The 19917-nt window shown below is 70.2% G+C and carries 16 protein-coding genes; 3 read left to right on the top strand and 13 right to left on the bottom strand.

Annotated elements, in window-relative coordinates; genetic code table 11:
* Positions 1–329 precede the first annotated feature (329 nt).
* Both IPJ61_RS00790 and IPJ61_RS00785 read right to left on the bottom strand, forming a co-directional pair.
* Complete coding sequence (locus tag IPJ61_RS00790; RefSeq protein WP_297102064.1) at positions 330–2018, bottom strand: glutamine--tRNA ligase/YqeY domain fusion protein; 1689 nt, start codon at positions 2016–2018, stop codon at positions 330–332.
* The gene (locus tag IPJ61_RS00785; RefSeq protein WP_297102062.1) at positions 2015–2533 is read right to left on the bottom strand and encodes a DUF4112 domain-containing protein; all 519 of its coding nucleotides are present in this window, start codon (positions 2531–2533) and stop codon (positions 2015–2017) included. Before IPJ61_RS00785 ends, IPJ61_RS00790 begins: the two co-directional genes overlap by 4 nt.
* Before the next feature lie 256 nt (positions 2534–2789).
* Between IPJ61_RS00785 and gltX the strand changes: the two genes are divergently transcribed.
* On the top strand, positions 2790–4244 hold the full coding sequence (gene gltX / locus IPJ61_RS00780) for a glutamate--tRNA ligase (protein WP_297102059.1): 1455 nt from the start codon (positions 2790–2792) through the stop codon (positions 4242–4244).
* On the opposite strand, the gene IPJ61_RS00775 is transcribed toward gltX, so the two are convergent.
* Together IPJ61_RS00775 and IPJ61_RS00770 are read right to left on the bottom strand one after the other, a co-directional pair.
* Positions 4226–5935, bottom strand: a complete 1710-nt coding sequence (locus IPJ61_RS00775) for an NAD-dependent malic enzyme (protein WP_297102058.1) — start codon at positions 5933–5935, stop codon at positions 4226–4228. The two genes, gltX and IPJ61_RS00775, sit on opposite strands and share 19 nt — an antisense overlap.
* Positions 5936–6011: 76 nt before the next feature.
* Positions 6012–6965 carry a glutathione S-transferase family protein gene (locus tag IPJ61_RS00770; RefSeq protein WP_297102056.1) on the bottom strand — a complete coding sequence of 318 codons (954 nt, stop codon included), beginning with the start codon at positions 6963–6965 and terminating at the stop codon, positions 6012–6014.
* 22 nt (positions 6966–6987) lie between these two features.
* Here IPJ61_RS00770 and IPJ61_RS00765 point away from each other — a divergent pair, with 22 nt between their 5' ends.
* Positions 6988–8967 (top strand): ABC transporter ATP-binding protein, encoded by a 1980-nt coding sequence (locus IPJ61_RS00765; RefSeq protein WP_297102055.1) that lies wholly within the window; start codon positions 6988–6990, stop codon positions 8965–8967.
* Here IPJ61_RS00765 and IPJ61_RS00760 read toward each other — a convergent pair.
* From IPJ61_RS00760 to IPJ61_RS00730, 7 genes are all read right to left on the bottom strand, one after another.
* Positions 8939–9769: a hypothetical protein gene (locus IPJ61_RS00760; protein ID WP_297102054.1), complete on the bottom strand. Its 831-nt coding sequence runs from the start codon at positions 9767–9769 to the stop codon at positions 8939–8941. The genes IPJ61_RS00765 and IPJ61_RS00760 overlap by 29 nt on opposite strands.
* Positions 9766–10740, bottom strand: a complete 975-nt coding sequence (locus IPJ61_RS00755; RefSeq protein ID WP_297102053.1) for a hypothetical protein — start codon at positions 10738–10740, stop codon at positions 9766–9768. The genes IPJ61_RS00760 and IPJ61_RS00755 overlap by 4 nt, the downstream gene beginning before the upstream one ends.
* A 56-nt stretch (positions 10741–10796) precedes the next feature.
* Positions 10797–11699: a DUF4097 family beta strand repeat-containing protein gene (locus tag IPJ61_RS00750; RefSeq protein WP_297102051.1), complete on the bottom strand. Its 903-nt coding sequence runs from the start codon at positions 11697–11699 to the stop codon at positions 10797–10799.
* A gap of 18 nt (positions 11700–11717) precedes the next feature.
* A complete protein-coding gene (locus tag IPJ61_RS00745) occupies positions 11718–12245 on the bottom strand; it encodes a toxin-antitoxin system HicB family antitoxin (protein ID WP_297102049.1) in 528 nt (175 codons plus the stop codon).
* Positions 12246–12311: 66 nt separating this feature from the next.
* The gene (locus IPJ61_RS00740) at positions 12312–13211 is read right to left on the bottom strand and encodes a hypothetical protein (protein ID WP_297102048.1); all 900 of its coding nucleotides are present in this window, start codon (positions 13209–13211) and stop codon (positions 12312–12314) included.
* On the bottom strand, positions 13208–14776 hold the full coding sequence (locus IPJ61_RS00735) for a hypothetical protein (protein ID WP_297102046.1): 1569 nt from the start codon (positions 14774–14776) through the stop codon (positions 13208–13210). Before IPJ61_RS00735 ends, IPJ61_RS00740 begins: the two co-directional genes overlap by 4 nt.
* 127 nt (positions 14777–14903) lie before the next feature.
* Positions 14904–16655, bottom strand: coding sequence for a DEAD/DEAH box helicase (locus tag IPJ61_RS00730; protein ID WP_297102044.1), 1752 nt, complete (start codon positions 16653–16655; stop codon positions 14904–14906).
* A gap of 156 nt (positions 16656–16811) precedes the next feature.
* On the opposite strand from IPJ61_RS00730, the gene IPJ61_RS00725 reads away from it, so the two are divergent.
* Complete coding sequence (locus tag IPJ61_RS00725) at positions 16812–17351, top strand: NUDIX hydrolase (protein ID WP_297102042.1); 540 nt, start codon at positions 16812–16814, stop codon at positions 17349–17351.
* Between the two features lie 8 nt (positions 17352–17359).
* On the opposite strand, the gene IPJ61_RS00720 is transcribed toward IPJ61_RS00725, so the two are convergent.
* Together IPJ61_RS00720 and IPJ61_RS00715 are read right to left on the bottom strand one after the other, a co-directional pair.
* The gene (locus IPJ61_RS00720; RefSeq protein WP_297102040.1) at positions 17360–18031 is read right to left on the bottom strand and encodes an exonuclease domain-containing protein; all 672 of its coding nucleotides are present in this window, start codon (positions 18029–18031) and stop codon (positions 17360–17362) included.
* Between the two features lie 55 nt (positions 18032–18086).
* Positions 18087–19913, bottom strand: coding sequence for a DUF294 nucleotidyltransferase-like domain-containing protein (locus IPJ61_RS00715; protein WP_297102038.1), 1827 nt, complete (start codon positions 19911–19913; stop codon positions 18087–18089).
* Between the last annotated feature and the right edge of the window lie 4 nt (positions 19914–19917).

Below are 19917 nucleotides of genomic sequence, written 5' to 3'. Positions count from 1 at the left end.
TCGCACCGTGCTGAGCCGACGCGCGAGCGAAGCCGCCGTCGTGTCGAAGTAAAAGGTCCGAAACTGTGGGCAGGGAGCGGCGGTTGGCGCGGGACCTTTCGACACGGGCCCGGCGCTTCGCGCGGGGGCCCGGCTCAAGGAACGATGCTCCGCCCCGTGGTCGGCTCAAGGAACGATGCTCCGCCCCGTGGTCGGCTCAAGGAACGATGCTCCGCCCCGTGGTCGGCTCAAGGAACGATGCTCCGCCCCGTGGTCGGCTCAAGGAACGATGCTCCGCCCCATGGTCGGCTCAAGGGACGGGGCGGCGGCCAGGAGGGGAACAGCCGCGCTCAGCCGCGCTTCTGGATGGCGGCCCACTCGTCGCGGAGGCCGACGGTGCGGTGGAACAGCATGGGCTGTTCGAGGTCCGCGGCGAAGTAGCCGAGGCGCTCGAACTGGACGACGTCACCCGGGGCGGTGTCGGCGAGTGCGCCCTCGACCTTGCAGCCGGTCAGGAGTTCGCGCGAGTTCGGGTTCAGATCGTCCAGCGCCTCGCCCGTCGCCTCTCCGGGGGCCTCGGCGGTGAACAGCCGCTCGTACAGAGCGACAGTGGCCTCCGCCGCGTGCGGGGCCGACACCCAATGCATCGTCGACTTCACCTTGCGGCCATCGGGGGAGTTGCCGCCGCGGGACTTCGGGTCGTACGTCGCCAGGACCTCGACGACGGCGCCGTCATCGTCCTTGACCGCGTCGGTCGCCGTGACGAAGAAGGCGCCGCGGAGGCGCACCTCGCGGCCGGGGGAGAGGCGGAAGTACTTCGGCGGCGGGACCTCCTGGAAGTCCTCCCGCTCGATCCACAGCTCGCCCGTGAACGGGACGAGGCGGGTGCCGTCCTCGGCGTTCTCCGGATTGTTGGCGAGCTCGAACCACTCGACGACGGGTGCGCCCGCGTCGTCGACCGGCCAGTTGGTGATGGTCAGCTTCAGCGGACGCAGCACGGCCATGCGGCGCTGCGCGGAGGCGTTCAGGTTCCGCCGCACGTACGACTCGAGGGCCTCGATCGACTGGCGCGAGTTCGTCCGCGTCGTGCCGACCTCGCGGCAGAACGCCCGGATGGCCGCCGCGGGATAGCCCCGACGGCGCAGGCCGCGGATGGTGGGCATGCGGGCGTCGTCCCAGCCGTCGACCACGCCGTCGTTTACCAGCTTCGCCAGGCGGCGCTTGGAGGTGACGGTGTGGGTGAGCTCGAGGCGCGCGAACTCGTACTGGCGCGGCGCGTCCGCGACGCCGAGCTGGGCGAGGAACCAGTCGTACAGCGGGCGGTGCGAGTCGAACTCCAGCGTGCAGATCGAGTGGGTCGTGCCCTCGATGGCGTCGGACTGGCCGTGCGCCCAGTCGTAGGTGGGGTAGATGGGCCACGCGTCGCCCGTGCGGTGATGGTGCGCGTGCCGGATGCGGTACATGATCGGGTCGCGCAGCCACATGTTCTCGTGGTTCATGTCGATCTTCGCGCGCAGCACCCGAGAGCCCTCTGCGAACTCGCCGGCGCGCATGCGGCGGAACAGGTCGAGGTTCTCCTCGACGGCGCGGTCCCGGTACGGGGAGTTCACGCCCGGCTGTCCGTAGCCGCCGCGCCCGGCGGAGATCGCCTCGGCATCCTGGTCGTCGACGTAGGCGAGGCCCCGTTCGATCAGGGCCTCCGCCCACTCGTACAGCTGCCCGAAGTAGTCGGACGCGAAGCGCACCTCGGCCGGCTCGTAGCCCAGCCACTCGATGTCGTGGATGATCGAGTTCACGAAGTCCGCGTCCTCGGTCTCCGGGTTCGTGTCGTCGAGGCGCAGCACGCAGGTGCCGTCGAAATCGGCGGCGGCGCCGAAGTCGACGACGATGGCCTTCGCGTGCCCGACGTGCAGGTAGCCGTTCGGCTCGGGTGGGAACCTGGTCTGGACCCGACCGCCCCTGACACCCGCGGCCACGTCCGCCGAGATGGCGTCGTAGATGAAGTTACTCGGCATGTCGGAGGCAGTCATGGCCGTCATGGTAGTGCCCGCAGCGCCCACATGATGAGCAGGGCAGGCACCAGCAGGATCAGCCCCACCATGGAGGCCAGGATCGCGACGACGGCGATCCAGTACTTCACCGACGCGTCGCGAACCTGAGCGCGGTCGTCGATGGTGCGGTTGAGCAGCCGGAGGTTCTTGACATTGGACCGCCAGGCCGCGTCGAGGAAGGGCCCGACGAACGGGATGAGGCCGAGAACCCAGTCGATGGCCCAGTTGCCGAGCATCCGCGCCAGCACGGGGATCGGCATGCGGAGCCGGGCCGCGTCGAACAGGAGGACGGAGCCGAACACCGCGCCGCTGACCTGACCGGCCCCGGGAATGAGGCTGAGGAACGGGTCGACGCCGACCCGGAACGTCGTGCCGGGCACGGGAAGCAGGTCCTCGAGGACATACGTGAGCGCCCGCGTTGCCTTCGCCGGGCGGTCCTTCACCAGTTCGGTTTCTGCCTGCCTGCGCGCGGAGTCGAGGGCGTTCGTCGGCTCGAGTTCCATGGAGCAAGTGTGCCGTGCGCCTCAAGAGCGGCTTGTATGCCGGGCAGGAACCGACGCCGGTGCGACGACCGAGGCAGAGGTGGGGAGGTGGTTCGTCGAAGCGTAAGGGCCCACCCTGCACCGAAGCAGAGGGGAAGCCGGGCGCCCGAGGCTTGGTGGCAGCGAGACGGACCACCTCCCCACCTCTGCCGTCCGCCCGGGTGCCAGGCCCCGCCGTCCGCCCAGCGCCAGGCACTGGCGATAGGCTGGGGCCACTATGACGACGACACCCGCGCGCACCCGTGTTGCTCCCTCGCCAACCGGAGACCCCCACGTCGGCACCGCGTTCATGGCGCTGTTCGACCTGGCGTGGGCCCGCAAGACCGGCGGGCAGTTCGTGCTGCGGATCGAGGACACCGACCAGACGCGCCTCGTCGAGGGCTCCGAGGAGCAGATCTACGACTCGCTGGACTGGCTGGGTCTCTCGCCCGACGAGGGGCCGCACAAGGGCGGGCCGTACGCGCCGTACCGGCAGTCGGAGCGGCTGGACACCTACCGTCCGTTCGTGGAGCAGCTGATCGCCGACGGCCGCGCCTACTACTGCTGGTGCTCCTCGGAGCGGCTGGCGGAGCTGCGGAAGGAGCAGGAGGCGCAGAAGCTGTCGGTCACCGGCTACGACCGGCTGTGCCTCGGAAAGACCCGCGAGGAGCGCGCCGCGCTCCCCGGCTTCACGGACCGCGCGGTCGTGCGGATGCTGATCCCCGACGACGCCCCGCTCGAGTTCGAGGACATCATCCGCGGCACCGTCAAGGCGCCCCGCCCCGACGACCAGGTGATCCTGAAGGCAGACGGATTCCCGACCTACCACATGGCCGTCGTCGTCGACGATCACCTGATGGGGATCAACACCGTGGTGCGCGGCGAGGAGTGGATCTCCTCGACCCCGAAGCACGTCCTGCTCTATGAGTGGCTGGGGTGGGAGGCGCCGCAGTTCGCGCACATGCCGCTGCTGCGCAACCCGGACAAGTCGAAGATCTCCAAGCGCAAGAACCCGGCCGCGCGCGTGGTCTGGTTCAAGGAGGAGGGCTACCTCCCCGAGGCGGTCGTGAACTTCCTGCAGCTGCTGGGCTACGCCGGCGACGAGGAGCACGAGGTGTCGACGTTCGACGAGTTCGTCGACCGGTTCAGCTGGGAAAAGGTCAACACCGTCGGCCCCATCTTCGACGTCAAGAAGCTGGATTGGTTGAACGGCCACTACATCCGCACGCTGAGCGCCGACGAGCTGGCCGATCGCATCGCGACATTCGCCACGGCGACCGGACAGTGGACGGAGCCGACCGAGGCCCAGCTCTACGTGCTGCGCCAAGCCGTTCCGATCATCCAGGAGCGCCTCGTCCTGCTGAAGGACGCGCTGCCGCAGCTTGACTACCTGCTCGGCGACGCGACGCTCGACCCCGAGGCCGTCGCCAAGCTCGCCGACAACGCCGCCGAGGTCCTGGACGCGGCCATCGAAGTGGCCGAGACCGTCGACTTCGACGCCGCCTCCATCCAGGCGGGCCTGCGGGAGCGCATCGTCGACGGCCTGGGCATCAAGCCCAAGTTCGCCTTCGCACCCATCCGGGTCGCGATCAGCGGGCGTACGGTGTCGCCGCCGCTGTTCGAGTCGATGGAGATCCTCGGTAGGGAGGAGTCCCTGGCGCGGCTGGGAACGCTTCAGTCGATGATCAGCTGAGGATAGACCGGCTGCCACATGGCGTCATAGATCTGCTCGACGGGGCGGGTGAGCGGACGCTGGGCGACGCCGTCCGCCTCCGCGGCCGCAGCGACGGCGATCGCCACCGTCGCCGACACCCGGCGTAGATCCTTGATGCTCGGCAGGAGCGAGTCACCGAGGTGCGAGACCTGCACGAGCGACGCAACGGCCTCCGACGAGGCCGCGATCATGCCGTCGGTCACGCGGCTGGCGCGGCACACGGCGACACCCAGGCCGATCCCGGGGAAGACCAGCGCGTTGTTCGCCTGAGCGATGCGGTGCGTCACGCCGTCGTGCGTCACCGCGGGGAACGGCGAGCCGGTCGCGATCAGCGCGCGGCCACCGGTCCAGCCGAGCAGCTCCGCGGGCGTCGCCTCGGCCAGCGACGTCGGGTTCGACAGGGGCAGGATGAGCGGGCGGGCCACGTGTGCCGCCATGTCGGAGACGATCGCCTCGGTAAACGATCCGGGCCGCCCCGAGGTGCCGATCAGGACGGTGGGGTGCACGTTGCGGACGATGTCGGCCAGCATGTAGCGGCCGGTCTGGTCCACCTCCCACTCACTCAGCTCCCCGATGCCGCGCGCGTACGGGCGCTGGAAGTCGCGGAAGCGGAGCGTGGCGTCGTCGGTGACGAGGCCACGGCTGCTTGTCACCCAGAACCGGGTCCGCGCCTGCTCCGGCGTGAGGCCGTCCTTGACGAGCAGGTCGACGAGAAGGTCGGCGATGCCGATGCCCGCAGTCCCGCCGCCGTGCACGACGAAGCGCTGATCGGCGAGCCGCTCGCGCTTGGCGGCGACGCCGGCGAGGACGGCGCTGGTGACGACGGCCGCGGTGCCCTGGATGTCGTCGTTGAAGGTGCAGATCTGGTCGCGGTAGACGTCGAGGAGCCGATGCGCGTTGTCGGCGCCGAAGTCCTCCCAGTGCACCATGGCGTTCGGGAACACCGCGGTGGCGGCACGGACGAACGCGTCGACGAACTCGTCGTAGCGCTCGCCGCGCACGCGCGCGTGCCGCTCGCCGAGGTACAGGTCCTCGTTCAACAGGCGGAGGTTGTCGGTGCCGACGTCGAGCACGACCGACAGCATCCGGTCCGGGTCCATGCCCGCCGCGGCGGTATAGAGCGACTTCTTGCCCATGCAGATCTGGATCCCGCCGACGCCCTGGTCACCGATGCCGAGGATGCCCTCCGAGTCCGTCACGATCAACAGGTCGACATCGTCGGGATTGTGCCCGTAGCCGCGGAGCGAATCCTCGATGAGGTCCGGCCGGTCGATGGAGAGGAAGATTCCGTTGATGGGCTGGTACCAGAGACTGAACTCCTTGATTGCCTCCCCGATGGTGGGGGTGTAGACGATCGGCATGATCTCGTCGAGGTGATCGCTCAGGAGCCGGTAAAAGAGGACGGTGTTGCGCTCGCGAAGACCCTGCAGGTAGGCGAACTTCTCCAACGCGGTGTCTGCGGCGCGGAACCGGCTGTAGACGCGCGCCAGCTGCGCGTCGAGCGGCGTCACCTGCGACGGCAGCAGCCCGACGAGTCCGAGCTTTGTGCGCTCCTCGTGCGTGAAGGCCGTTCCGCGGTTGAGCCGCGGGTTGCGGAGAATCTCGCTGCCCCGGGCGTGGATGGCGACCCGGGAGCCGTGCCCGCCGGGGAGGACCTCATAGTCGCGCATGGCGCCCAGCCTAACGAGGCTGAGGCCGCGGCGTGCGTCGTTCGGGAAGCGTCTCGCGCCCGGGCGTCGGGGGAGCTCAGCGGCCCGATGGCGTGGTCCAGCCGCTGAGATCGGGGCCCTTTGGCACGATCCCGAGCGGGTTCAGGTCGGTGTGCACCTTGTAGTAGTGGTCCTTGATCTGCGCGAAGTCCACGTTGTTGCCGAACCCGGGCGTCTGGAACAGGTCGCGGGCGTAGCCCCACAGGTTCGGCAGCTCCGTCAGCTTGTTGCGGTTGCACTTGAAGTGGCCGTGGTAGACGGGGTCGAAGCGGACGAGCGTGGTGAACAGCCGGATGTCGGCCTCGGTGATGGCGTCGCCCATCAGGTAACGGCGGCCGGCGAGGCGCTCCTCGAGCCAGTCGAGCGCGGTGAAAAGGCGGTCGTAGGCGGCGTCGTAGGCCTCCTGCGAGCCGGCGAAGCCGCACCGGTACACGCCGTTGTTGACCTCCGTATAGACGCGCTTCATCACCTGCTCCATCTCCTCGCGGAGGTCCGCGGGCCACAGGTCGGGCGCGTCCGCCTTGTGGAACGGCTTCCACTGGAAGAAGAGATCCTCGGTGATCTGGGGAAAGTTGTTGGTGACGACCTCGCCAGTGGTCTCGTCGACGATCGCGGGAACGGTGATGCCGCGCGGATAGCCGGGGAAGCGCTTCTCGTAGGCGTCCTTCAGCTTGTGGATGCCCAGGACAGGGTCGATGCCGCCCGGGTCCAGGTCGAAGGTCCACGAGTCGGCGTCGTGCGTCGGACCCGGCGTGCCGAGCGAGATGACATCCTGGAGCCCCAGCAACTCGCGGACGATGATCGCGCGGTTCGCCCACGGGCAGGCGTACGCCGCGACCAGCCGGTACCGGCCTGGTTCGACGGGGTAGTCGTCGGTCCCCGGTCGCGGTTCCGCCATGATCCGCGTCTCGATGTATTGGGAGTCCCTGGCGAACTCCTTGCCCTTGACGGAGTAGACGCCGCCCTTCGAATGCTCTTCGTGATCGGTCATGGGCCCACGGTACCCTCAGCCCATGTCGGTTGGAGCGCGCGGAGGCCACGGGTTCAGGGGCGTCGACGAGGACGCGCAGCGGAGGGCGAACGCCGAGGCGCCGCACGTTCCCGACCTTGGAAAGCGCGTGGTGGAGTTGTTCCGGCCCTACCGGGGACGGATCGCGCTCACCGGGTTGATCGTGATCGTCAGCGCGGCGATCGCCGTCGTGCCGCCACTGATCGTGCAACGGGTGTTCGACGACGCGCTGTTTCCCGCGTCCGGCGGTCCCGAACTCGGGCTGCTGGTCCGGCTCGTCGCCGCCATGATCGCGCTGTACCTGTTGTCGTCGGGGCTGGGCATCACGCAGACGTGGCTGACGGCCACCGTCGGCAACCGTGTCACCGGCGACCTGCGCGTGCGGCTGTTCGAACACCTGCAGGCTATGGAGCTCGGGTTCTTCACCCGCACCAAAACCGGCGTGATCCAGTCGCGGCTGCAGAACGACGTGGGAGCCGTCGCCGGCGTGCTCACCAACACCATCTCCAGCATCCTCGGCAACACGGTCACGGTGGCGTCGGCGCTTGTCGCGATGGTGCTGATCGACTGGCGGCTGACGCTGATCGCCGTCGTGCTGATGCCGATCCTCGTGTTCGTCCAGCGCAAGGTCGGGCAGGTGCGGGCGAGGATCGCAGCGCAGACGCAGGAGTCGTTGTCCGAGCTGACGACGATCACGCAGGAGACCCTCAGCGTTTCCGGCATCCTGCTGTCGAAGGCGTTCAACCGGCAGCGGACGGAGTCGGCACGGTACCGACGAGAGAACGCCAACCAGATCACGCTGCAGGTCCGGCGCGCGATGAGCGGCCAGGGCTTCTTCGCCGTCGTGCAGGTCATTATGGCGAGCGTCCCTGCGGTGATCTACCTCGTCTCCGGTTACTTCATCGTCGGCGGCGCCGACATCACCGCGGGTACGGTCGTCGCGTTCACGACGGTGCAGGCGCGGCTGCTGCAGCCGTTGATGGGCTTGATGCGCGTCGCGCTGGACCTGCAGACCTCCGGTGCGATTTTCGCGCGCATCTTCGAGTATCTGGATCTGAAGCCCGCGATCGCCGATACGCCGGGCGCGATCGGCGTCGACGACGGCCCTGGGCCGGTCGGCGGGATCGAGTTCCGCGATGTGACCTTCCGCTACCCCGACGCCGCGGCGGACACCCGGCCGACCCTCGCGGGCGTGTCGTTCGTCGTCGAGCCGGGCCAGCACGTCGCGTTCGTGGGACCGTCGGGGGCGGGCAAGACGACGGTGCTGTACCTCGCGCCACGGCTGTACGAGGCGTCGGCAGGCAGTGTGCTGTTCGCGGGCACCGACGTGCGGCGGCTGCGCCAGGCGTCGATCATCGATCACGTCGGGATCGTGTCCCAGGAGACGTACCTCTTCCACGCGACGATCCGGGACAACTTGCTGTACGCGCGGCCGGACGCGACGCAGGAGGAACTTGAGGCGGCGTGCGCGGCGGCGAACATCCACCACATCATCGCCGGCTTCGAGGACGGCTACGACACGGTGGTGGGCGAGCGCGGCTACCGGCTCTCGGGAGGCGAGAAGCAGCGGATCGCGATCGCTCGCGTGTTGCTCAAGGATCCGCCCGTGCTCCTGCTGGACGAGGCGACGAGCGCGCTGGATACCGTCTCCGAGCGCGTGGTGCAGGAGGCGCTGGACAGCGTCGCCGCAGGACGCACGACGTTGACGATCGCGCACAGGCTCTCCACCGTCGTCGACGCCGACGTGATCCACGTGGTCGAGGCGGGCCGGATCGTCGAGTCGGGCACGCACCAGCAGCTGTTGGCCCGCGGCGGGCTGTACGCGAGCCTCGCCGCGCAGCAGATGGAGGCCGCGAAGATCGAAGGCATGGCCGCCGCCGACCACCCGGACCGCCGCGCCGATAAGGCCCCGCGCCCCGACCCGACGGATCAACTCCCCGCCGCGATCGCCCTGTTCACACCCCCGGAACCCGGGTGGGGCTGATCGCGCGCGGCAGCCGGTCCGGGTCGGGCAGGTAGTACAGCGCCAGCGGGCGCAGGATGCGCACGACCTGGTCCTGGGCGGCGGCACGCTCGGCGTCTGTGGCGGCGGCCCGCGCGAGCCGGGCGGCCCCTGCGGCTCGTCGGGCGCGGTCGCGGGCCTGCGCGGGGAGGTGCGCGAGGCCGACGGTCTCGGCGTGCGCGCGGGCGGTGTCGAAGGCGAGCACGGCCATGGCAGCGCGGCGGGCGACCTCGTCGTCGGGCGTCGACGCGGAGACGTCGGCCCACATCGCCATCGCGGTCTCGAACTGGCGGGTTGTGGGCACCGCAGTGTCGAAGAGTGCGGCGTTCTCAATCCGATAGGCGACGTCGGTCAGCATCCGGCCGTAGGTGGCCCGCACCTCGGCGACGCGGGCCTCGCCGTCGGTGCGTGGGTCGGGGAGCGGCGGGCAGGCGGCGAGGAAGGCGTCGATCGTGAGCTCGGCGCCGTCGGCCCAGATCAGCGGCGGGAGGAAGGGACGCCAGCGCACGTCCTCGACGACGAAGGCGCGCTCGGGCCGCCACTCCTGCGCGATCCCGAGGGAGAGGAGGGTGGCGTACTCGGGCACGACTCGGTGGACCTTGCGCGGGAGCGGCCCCGAGTTTCGCCACTGCGTGACTGGATACTCGCCGCGGGTGGCGCGGCCGCGGCGCGCCTGCGGGTTCTCGTGGTGCCCGGCCCGGGTGACGACCAGCACGTCGTCGCCCGCGGTGAGCACGGCGCGCTCGACGTCGAGGATCGTGGTGGTGAGCGGGACCTGGATCACGGCGCAGGCTCGATCTGTCGTCGCGCGCCGATCAGCGACGGCGCGGCGGGGTCGACCGGCGGGAGGTAGTACAGCGCCAGCGAGCCGAGGATCTCGGCGACCCACCGCCGCGCAGCCTCGCGCTCCGGGGCCGGGCCGTCGGCGAGCGCTGTCTCCGCGGCCTTGGCCGCGCGCCGGGCTGGTCCTTGGGCCGTCTCGGGCAGGTGCGCGATGCCCAGCGCCTCCGCTTTCGTTCGAGCGGCGTCGAAGGACGTCTCGATGGCGCGGGCCAGCTCGTCGGCACGTGGGGACTCCTCGTCCCAGAGAGCGAGCGCGAGCTGGAACTCGGCGGTCTCGGGGACCGCGGCGTCGAATAGCGCGGAGTTCTCGATGCGGTAGACGATGTCGGCCAGCAGCCGCCCGTAGGCGTCGCGGACGACGGCGACCCGCTCGGCCGGCGTCGGCCCGGCGGTGAGGGCGGCGGGCGCCGGGATGTAGGACCGGGCGGCGGTGGGCAGGATGTCGCGACCGCCGTCGACGATCCGCGCGGTGCCGTCCTGCGTATGGCGCGACTGCATGGCGCCGAGGATGAGGAGCGTCAGCCCTGGGATGGCGAATGCCACCTGTGCGATGGCCATGCCGCCGATGGCGAGCACCGCGCCGACCGCCATCATCCACGGGGTGAGCGTCGGGTCGCTCGTCCCCGTCCACTTCTGCGGCGGCGAGACCGCGGCGGCCTCCGCGCGGCAGCTGGTGTGCGCGAGCACGAGTTCGCGCAGCGTCACGGTCCCCGGCGCTCGCAGCCGCCGCGCGCCGAGCGGCGGCGTGTGCATGGTGGTGTCGCAGATGCGGGCGGTCACCCGCCCGCGGCGATGGCGCAGGACCTCGACGAGCACGGTGGTCCGCCGGTCGTCGGGCCCGAGTGCGACGACGGCATACGGCCCGAGCAGCGCTGACAGCGGCGTATCGACGTCGACTGCCTGCCATTGCATACGGTCACCATATTGGCTCGTGTGCGATCACCGATGTTCGACGCGGGTCGTGCGGGTCAGGCGCGACGGAAGGTGATGCCGCCGCTGATGGAACGCGCGACGACCTCTGCCGTACGGGCGAAGCCCTCGCCGTCGGAGACCTGGCCGAGCTCGCTCGTGACGCGGCCCGACACCGAGTTGGCGTCCACCTTCAACGCGGTTCCCTCGGCGACACCGATGCGCTGCGAGCCCGAGGCGGTGTTGGTCGACACCCGCCCACCGCGCAGTCGGTCGATGGCGATCGATCCAGAGCCGGTGGTGGCGTCGACATCGCCGTCCACGTCACCGATGCGCACGGATCCGGAGCCTGTCTCGACCCTCCCCGCGCCGGCGAGTTGGGCGACGCCGATGCTGCCGGACCCCGTGCTGGCCTCGAGCGCGCCCGTCACGGCTCGCGCTCTGATGACGCCGGACCCGGTCCCTGCGCGTAGTTCGCCGATGTCTTCGACGATGATGCTTCCGGAGCCGGTGTGCAGCTCAGCTCGCGCGGCCGTTCCGAGACGGACGTTTCCGGAGCCGGTCCCGATGTCAGCCCTCCTGGCGTGATCCACGCGGACGTCGCCGGACCCGAGGTGCGCCTCAACGGCCCTGTAGCCGCCGATGGCGTCCACGTCGCCGGAGCCGGACGCGATGTGGAGGTCTGTGCCCTCGGGGACCTCGACGCGGAGGCGAAGCGACGTCGCTGCGCCGAGGAAGCGGGCAGTCTTCGGCACTTCGATGTCGACGCGGCGGGGCCCGGCGGTCACGGCGACGGAGTCGGCGACCTCCTCCGCGCGAGTGCCGGTGGCCTGGATGGTGACGAGCACGCGCGAGAGGCCGGGCACGGCCGTGAGGGTGAGGTTCCCGTAGCGGAGATCTGCGGCGAGGGTGAGGTCGCCATCCACATCGAAGTTCTCGATTCGGGTGCAGGTAAGGGACATGAGCGGAATCCTGTTCTCTCAGGCGATCCAGCCGGAGAGGCTGCGGCCGGGACGGGTGGATGAGGTAGGGGTGCTCGGCGACGGCGGAGCGCCGAGGGCGCGTTCGGCGGCGCGGACGAGCCAGGTGTTCGCCGATACTCCCGCGGAGGCGGCGGCGCCGTCGACGCGTTCCTTGAGGTCCTCGGGGAGGCGCAGCGTGAACCGAGTGGCGGCACCGTCAAAGGGGCGGGCGTCGTGCTCGGCCTCGGTCGACGCCGAGTCCGCGTCGGGCTCGGCGGCCTGCTCCGGGGTGGCGACCAGCGACGGGCCGCTGGAACCGAGCAGCACATCGACACGAGCGGTTCCCGCCAACTGTGCCGATAGGTCGGCAGCGGCCTCGGCCAGGGCGGACTGGAGTGCCAGTCTGAGGGCGGGCTCAAGGAGGACCGCCAGGCGTCCGGAAGCCTCTTCGACAGACCCGCCCATGGCTGCGCCGGCAGCGTCGAGTTGGTCGCGAACGAGGCTCAGATGGGTGTCGAACATCATGACGCCAATGGTGTCACTCATGACATCATGAGGCAAGATGTGATGTCACTACGATGTCAAAGCGTTCATTGGGTCAACCGGCGGGGGCTAACCAGCGCCAGTCGGGTCCTGGGGGAGCTGGGGGATCTGGCCGCCGAGGAGGAGCGGGGCCGAGCGCGGGGAAGGTAGGTAATACAGCGCCAGCCGGGAGAGCAGCTTCGCGACTTTGTCCCGGGCAGCGGCGCGCTCGCCCTCCGTCGGCGACGTACGGGCGAGCGCCGACACCTTGATCGCCTGCCGCGCCGTGCGGCGGGCCGTCAACGGCAGATGAGACAACCCGAGGCGCTCGGCGTTCGCGCGGGCCGTGTCGAAGGCCAGCGCAACCTCCCGGGCCAACGCGTCCAGCGCCGCGCCGCCGACGCCTGGCCGGTCGAGGTGGGCGATCTGGTCGTCCCACTGCATCAGACGCAGCTGGAACTCCTTCGACTCAGGCACGGCGTTGTCGAACAGCGCCGAGTTCTCGATCCGGTACGCGACGTCGCTCAGCAGCGCGCCGTAGGTCTCCTTCGCGGCATCGACGCGCTGGCGCGCGACGTCGGGGCTCGACGGTGCCTCGACCGCGCCGAGGATGTACGAGTGCATGCTCGCCGTCTGTCCGTGCAGTTCGCGCAACCCCGGATACAGGTCCTCGGTGGTGAGGCCGTTCGGCAGCCGGAGCCGCACCGAGCCTCCGGACCAGTCGACGCCCAGGATCGGCGTGATCCGGCCGATCGTCTCGATCTGCAGCCTGTCGATCGCGAAGTGTCCGAGCGTCCGTTGCTCCGGCACCAGTACGCTCTGCGGGGTGCCCGCGTTGATGGGGGAGTGCCGCACGCCCACCTGCCCGGCCTGTTCCCGGCATACCAGGACGAATGGCGTCAACGGGCCGGTGAGGAACGTCGACGACACCACGATGGTGCGGCCGGCCAGCTCGCCCATCCTCGTCTGCGGAGTGACCTTGAGGATCACGGCGCTTCCCTCAACTGGTGCAGGGAGTCGCCGATCATCCGCCGAGCCTCCGCAGAACCGGGCAGGTAGTGCAGCGCGATCCCGTCCAGGAGCCGCGCGAGCTGCGTCGACGCGGCCTCGCGCTCACCATCGGTGGCGGCGTCGACGGCGAGCTGAGCGGCCTTGACCGCCCGCTCTGCCTTCGCGCGCGCCGTCCGCGGCAGGTGGTTCAGCCCGACGGCCTCGGCGTGCTGCCGCGCGGTGTCGAACGCCAGCCGTAGCTCCATCGCCAGCCGTTCAAGCGCCGACGGCGTGGCGTGTGCGAGTTCGTCCTCCCAGCGCATGAGCAGCAGCGAGAACTCCCTTGTCAGCGGGACGGTGTCGTCGAAGAGCGCGGAGTTCTCGATCCGGTAGACGACGTCGGAGGTAAGCGCGCCCAACTCCTCCGTGATCCCGTCTATGCGCGCCTGCGCCGCGGCGGGAGCGGACCCCCTGAGGGCTGGGGTGTGGGGCTGGGTGAAGGCAACCACGCGTGCGGTCAGCTCATGCTCCTGGTAGCCGATGGTTGGGTCATCCTCGCGAGGTATCCAGGTGGAGGTCGGGCGCCGAACGCCCGCAGCCCATACCGGCCGCGGCACTACGAGCACGTGGGCGATGCCGCGGCCCAGGCTCTTGTGGCACGAGTCGTTCAGCCGCGTTTTCTCGGGAAGCCGCTGTGTCTGTGGCCGCCTCGTGGACCCTAGCCGTGCCTGCGTCACTCGCACTTCGCCATGCCGCCAGTCGTGTGCAGGCGGCCGCGCGACGCTCATCACCAGTGGTTGCCCCTCCATCGAGTGGGGCCAGATGAGGACCGACGATCCGGCGAGCAGCGAGAGCGGCGCGTCCGGGGAGACCACCGACCAGCGCGGAGGCGCCGACCCCGCGTCGGTCGCCTGAGTGGCGGCAATCGCGGCGACCGGGCCGATCCGGGCGGCGATCTCATCTGCGCGCAAGTGCGTTCGGTGAGGCGCCCACACCCCGATGCCCGAGAAGGAGTGTGCCAGCCCCGCCAGGCCGATTGCGAGCACGAGCACCCCGAGCGCAACCGGAAGCACAATGGCGGGGATCCACGAGAGTGCCGTGGCGATGTCGCGGGCGAACTCAGGATCGTCCCGCGCGACCATCCAGGCGACGATGGGGATCATGACGACCCACGCCCACACCCGCCAGTCGCGGACGGTCGCCGCGAGGAACCGGCCGATGCCGTCACCCAGCCATCCGAGCTTGGCCAGCGGGCGCGTGTCGCGGCGGCGCCATGAGATCGGCACGCCCATCACAGCGGCTTCCGGCACGATCCGTGTCGTCTCCCTCAGCCAATCGGACAGCGTCATCGTCGGGTCGCAGCGGGCGGTCTGGCGCGTGGGTCGGGTGTAACGGTCGAGCGGAAGCAGCGACCACCAGACGGTCGCGGCTCCTTCGCCGACTGAGCGAACAGTGAGGAGCAGGTGCCGTGGCAGGCCCCCTTCGTCGGTGCCCGTGACCACGACGCCCTCATGGACGAGCGTCTCCATCAGCCGGCCCAGCGAGATGGCCAGCCATGATGTCATACAACAAGTCTATTCGAACGCGCTCCCCGGCCACCCGCACGGAATCGGCGACAACGCGGCCGGTTGGGCGAGTCTCCTCCAGAATCGGGCAGTTAGCGTCGGATCGGTGCGCCTCGCCGAGTAGCCGTCATCCGCGGAGCCAGGAACGGACGGCGCGGACGCGCTCGTCGACCTGTTCCTGGCTGGCCTTCGCCAGTGAGGGACCGCCGCACTCGCGGCGGAGGTCCGCGTGGACGTGGCTGTGCGGCACGCCCTTCAGGCGCGCGTACTGGCTGACCAGAGAGTTGAGTTCCTTGCGCTTCGACGCCAGGGCCCGGTGCAGCGCGACCTCCGGCTCGACCCTGCGGTCGTCGCGTTCCCGACGGCGCAGCTGCCGGCGCTGGCGCTCGGCGAGCAGGGCGCTGACCTGACTCGGCTCCAGCAGGCCGGGGAGGCCGAGGTAGTCGGCCTCGTCGGCGGAGGTCGGCTCGGCGTGCATCCCGAAGGCCTGTGCGTCGAACAGGACGTGGTCGAACGTCGCCTGGGATTCGAGCGCCTCGAACTCGCCCAGCAGGTCGTCGGAGCCCGACTCCTGACGGTTCGCCTGCTCCAGCTCCGCCTCGGACTCGGCCCAGATGTCACCGTCGTCGTTCTTGGGGCGGCCGAGGACGTGGTCGCGCTGCTTCTCGATGGTGGCGGCGTGGCCGAGCAGCACCGGGACGGTGGGGAGGAACACGGTGGCGACCTCACCCCGGCGGCGGCTGCGGACGAAGCGGCCGACGGCCTGCGCGAAGAACAGCGGCGTCGAGGTGGCCGTCGCGTAGACGCCGACGGCCAGCCGCGGCACGTCGACGCCCTCGGACACCATGCGCACGGCGACCATCCACCGCTCCTGAGACGCGGAGAACTCATCGATCCTGCCACTGGCCTTGCCGTCGTCCGACAGCACGATGCAGGGCTTGGCTCCGGTGATCTCGGTCAGCAGCTTGGCGTAGGCCCGCGCCGTCGTCTGATTGGTGGCGATGACGAGGCCGCCGGCGTCGGGGACGTGGCGGCGGACCTCCGTCAGACGCTGGTCGGCGGCGCGCAATACGGCGGACACCCACTCGCCTGTGGGGGAGAGCGCCGTGCGCCAGGCCGCCGCGGTGAGGTCCTTCGTCATGGGGACGCCGAGGTCGGCGGCCAGTTCGTCGCCAGCGCGCGTGCGCCACCGCATCGGCCCGCCGTAGTTCATGAAGAGCACAGGGCGCACGACGTGATCGGCGAGCGCCTCGGCGTAGCCGTAGGTGTAGTCGGCCCGCGACTGCTTCACGCCCGGCGCGAGCTCGTCGTAGGCGACGAACGGGATGGGGTTGTCGTCTGACCGGAACGGCGTTCCGGTCAGCGAAAGGCGCCGCGCGGCGGGCGAGAACGCGTAGCTGATCGCCTCGCCCCAGCTCTTGGAGTCGCCCGCGTGATGGATCTCGTCGAAGATGACGAGAACGTCCTTCGAGTGGCACAGGGCCTCGTAGACGTAGGAACGTGCCGCGACGCCCGCGTAGGTGACGGCCGAGCCGTCGTACTCCTTCGCCCGGCCCCGCCGCGTCGAGCCGTCGGTTCCCGGGTCCAGCTGGATGCCGACGCGTGCCGCGGCGTCGGCCCACTGCACCTTCAGATGCTCGGTGGGGGTGACGACGACGATTCTGCGGATGGTGCGGGACCGCAGCAGCCCGAGCGCGACACGCAGCGCGAAGGTCGTCTTGCCTGCGCCGGGGGTTGCAACGCAGAGGAAGTCGCGGGGCTGCTCGCGTTCGTACAGGTCGAGCGCCTCCTGTTGCCACGCGCGCAGCAAGCTGGCGGTTCCCCATGCCGCGCGCTGCGGGAACGCGGGGGACAGGTGCTCAAGGGCTGACGAAGACACGGGGCGTCACTCTAGACGTCCCTTCCGACAAAACCCAAGGGTGTCATTCCCGGCCCTCCCGGACACAGATCTCTGTATGCGCCGGGCCAGGACGTATATAGGCCCGGCTCGGCGCATACAGAGATCTGTGTCGGCCGGCGGGGTAACCTCTGGCACGTGAGCGAACCCTATTCGTTTTCCGGCGAGGGCTGGGCCATCGGTCCCGATGGGATGCCGCGCCGCGACGCCGCGCGCGTATTGCTGTTCGACGGGGAGGGTCGGCTGCTGCTGATCAATGCGCACGATGCCCAGAACCCTGGGCGCAGCTGGTGGTTCACGGTCGGCGGCGGTATCGACGCCGGCGAGACCGCCCGCGAGGCCGCGGTCCGCGAGGTGCGCGAGGAGACGGGACTGGAACTCGATCCCGCCTCGCTCGTCGGCCCGGTCGCCGTGCGCAGCTCGGTCTTCGACTTCCGCGCCCGGCATGTGCGCCAGGACGAAGAGTTCTTCGTTGCACGCCTCGACGCGGTTCCCGGTGTGTTCGACACCACCGGGTGGACCGCCGTCGAGCGCGACTTCATGGACGGCCTCGGCTGGTTCGCGCCCGACGAGATCGCCGAGTTCGACGTCGAGGTGTTTCCTGTCGAGCTACCGGAGGTCGTGTCCTGGCTCGTCGACGGCTGGGACGGAACGGTTCGTCGGCTCGGGGACCTGTGAGGCCTGGTTCAGGACCAACGCAGGGCCTGGCCGAGGGTCTTGACGCCCAGCTCTTGGGCGAGCGCGAGGTATAGCTCCGCGCAGGCGAGGGCGTCGACCACGGAGTCGTGGCCGCGGTAGGTCGGCAGGGCGGACCGACGGCGTAGCCGCCACAGGCGCAGGGCATCGGGTGGGTGATCCTCACCCTGGCCGAGGGCGCGGCGCCCGAGCTGGAGGGTGTCGACGGCGGGGATCTCGACGCTCACCCCGTACAGCCTGCCGACCGCCGCGGCGAGGAAGCCGACCTCGACCCCGGCGTGATGGGCCAGCAGCACCCTGCCCGCGAGCCTGCCGAAGACGATGTCCAGCGCCTCCTCCAACGGCACGCCCTTGGCGAGGAGCTCGTCGTCGGTCAGCTGGTGGATGATCGCCGACTGACCGACGCCCGTCCCGGGGTTGACGAGCAGGTTCGTCGCGGTGCCAAGGGGAATCCCCAAGCCATCGACGTCGACCATGCCCGCCGAGATGATCTGGTCTCGTCCCGGGTCCAGGCCGGTGGTCTCGAAGTCCAGCGCCAGCATCGGCACCCGGCCGACGGGGGTCTCGCGCGCCGGCGCGGGCGCGGCCAGGTAACGGCGCAGCCCGCCGTCGGGTACCCGCTCGACGAGCGTCGCGTTGGACTTCCGGAACGGCCACCTCATCGGGCGCCCGCCCGTCGTCCGCGAGCCGTCGTCGCGCGGCCCGTTCCTCGAGCGCTCATTGCATGTACTGCGTCTGGAAGCTGACGGTCAGCGCCCGCTGCGCCTTGCCGACGTACGAGAAGGCGTCGCGCAGCGTGCGCCGCTCGAACTCGGACAGCTCGCTGGGGGCGACGAAGTTGTCGGGCTGCTGCCCGGCGGCGACCTGCATGCCCTGGTGCTGCAGCCGGGTGTAGCAGAGGAACTCGTGGGCGTCGAGCAGGTTGTCGACCTCCGCGCCGTGCTCCGCGGCCGCCGCGAGCCGGGCGCGAGTGCCTACCTGACGCAGCCCCCACTTCAGCGCGTACAGCCGCGCGACGTCGACGATGGGGGTGATGCCGCCCTTCTTGACGTCCAGCCGGTCGCGGTGTGCGCCCTGCTTCTCCAGCACGAACCCGCGCCAGAACCCGATGGGCACCTCGATGTCGTTGGCGTGCGCCGCGAGGTGCCCGAGGAAGCGGGTCGCCTGCGGTGCGGCGGCGAGTATCCGACGCTGCAGCTGCACCGCGAGCGAGCGGTCGCCGTGGATGGGGCGCAGGTCGAAGAAGATCGACGAGTTCAGCACAGCCTCGGATGTCGGCGACGACAGCCACCCCGAGAACGTCCGCCACCACTGCCCGAGCGGCTGCCGCCAACGGGGGTTGGTGGACATGACGTCGCCGTCGCAGCGGGGGAACCCGCACTGGACAAGGGCCGACGTGAGGAACTCTGCGAGCTCGGCGAAGTAGGCGTCGTGCTCCGGGAGCGCGGCGTCGTCGAGGATGAACGCGTGGTCCTGATCCGAGCCCAGCGCCTGTTCCTGCCGCGCCAGCGACCCCAACGCGATCCAGCAGTACGGCACCGGCGGCGGCCCTAGCCTCTCCTCCGCCAGCTCCGCGAGGCGCTGCCACAGCGCCTCCGCGGTACGGCTGACGATGCGCGCGATGTCCTCGGCGCTCGCGTCCTGGCGCAGCAGCCGCGCCACCAGCCGTGGTAGCCGTCCCATCACGGTCGCGAGACCGGCGACGTCGTCCTGCCTGGCCATGTCGCCGACGAGGTACAGCGGGCTGGAACGTTCGAGCCGCATCAGGTCGCCCGAGGTCACCATGCCGACCACGCGGCCGCCGTCCACCACGGGCAGGTGATGGATGCGGTGCTCGACGAGGCTGAGCAGGACGTCGAGCGCCAGGGCGTCCTTCCCGACGGTGTACGGGTCTGCGGTCATCGCCTCGGCCAGCGGCGTGGTGCCTGGCTGCGCCATGGCGACGACGCGGCGCAGGTCGCGGTCGGTGAGGATGCCGGCGAGCTCCTCCTCACCGCGCGTGACCACGATCGCCGAGATCCGCTGGTTGTGCATAACGACCGCGGCGTCGCCGACGGTGCAGCCGACGTCGATCGTCACCGGCGACCGCGTGATCATGTCGGCGACCGCCACCTGCAGCACGGGGCCGTCCTCGGAGGCTTGGCGTGTGGTGTCGCTCAGCCGCGACTCGGTGAAGAACCGCAGCACCCGGGGGTTGGCCACCAACTCGCGCACGACGTCGGCCTCGAAGGACCACAGCAGCGTGTCCTCGGTCGCGGTGAACGTGAACCGGGAGGGTCGCTCCTCGAGGATGGACGACTGCCCGAAGCAGTGGCCCTCCTCGTCGTGGTCGATCAGCACGCCCTCACCGTCGCGCACCTCGACCGCCCCGGAGCGGATCACGTGCATGCGCGTGTTCGGCGCGCCCGCGACCAGGATCCGGGTGCCGCGCCGCACGTACGACGCGATCGCGCGTCTCGCGTACGCGGCCACCTCGCCGGAGGGCAGCAGCGACCAGGGTTCGCGGCCGGCCAGAAACTGCGTCGTCTCTGCAAGCTCGGACATGCCG

This window comes from Tessaracoccus sp. (genome assembly GCF_016714275.1).
In the GTDB taxonomy this organism is placed as follows: domain Bacteria; phylum Actinomycetota; class Actinomycetes; order Propionibacteriales; family Propionibacteriaceae; genus Arachnia.
Note: the sequence above shows the minus strand (reverse complement) of the source record. Positions and strands in the feature narration are given on the sequence as shown.

Bases quoted from the DNA above. Each gene is read 5' to 3' on its own strand.
- IPJ61_RS00715 (WP_297102038.1), bottom strand. From the start codon at position 19,913: ATGTCCGAGCTTGCAGAGACGACGCAGTTTCTGGCCGGCCGCGAACCC.
- IPJ61_RS00745 (WP_297102049.1), bottom strand. From the start codon at position 12,245: ATGAGTGACACCATTGGCGTCATGATGTTCGACACCCATCTGAGCCTC.
- IPJ61_RS00770 (WP_297102056.1), bottom strand. From the start codon at position 6,965: ATGACCGATCACGAAGAGCATTCGAAGGGCGGCGTCTACTCCGTCAAG.
- IPJ61_RS00765 (WP_297102055.1), top strand. From the start codon at position 6,988: ATGTCGGTTGGAGCGCGCGGAGGCCACGGGTTCAGGGGCGTCGACGAG.
- IPJ61_RS00720 (WP_297102040.1), bottom strand. From the start codon at position 18,031: ATGAGGTGGCCGTTCCGGAAGTCCAACGCGACGCTCGTCGAGCGGGTA.
- IPJ61_RS00750 (WP_297102051.1), bottom strand. From the start codon at position 11,699: ATGTCCCTTACCTGCACCCGAATCGAGAACTTCGATGTGGATGGCGAC.
- gltX (WP_297102059.1), top strand. From the start codon at position 2,790: ATGACGACGACACCCGCGCGCACCCGTGTTGCTCCCTCGCCAACCGGA.
- IPJ61_RS00735 (WP_297102046.1), bottom strand. From the start codon at position 14,776: ATGACATCATGGCTGGCCATCTCGCTGGGCCGGCTGATGGAGACGCTC.
- IPJ61_RS00785 (WP_297102062.1), bottom strand. From the start codon at position 2,533: ATGGAACTCGAGCCGACGAACGCCCTCGACTCCGCGCGCAGGCAGGCA.
- IPJ61_RS00755 (WP_297102053.1), bottom strand. From the start codon at position 10,740: ATGCAATGGCAGGCAGTCGACGTCGATACGCCGCTGTCAGCGCTGCTC.
- IPJ61_RS00775 (WP_297102058.1), bottom strand. From the start codon at position 5,935: ATGCGCGACTATGAGGTCCTCCCCGGCGGGCACGGCTCCCGGGTCGCC.
- IPJ61_RS00790 (WP_297102064.1), bottom strand. From the start codon at position 2,018: ATGACGGCCATGACTGCCTCCGACATGCCGAGTAACTTCATCTACGAC.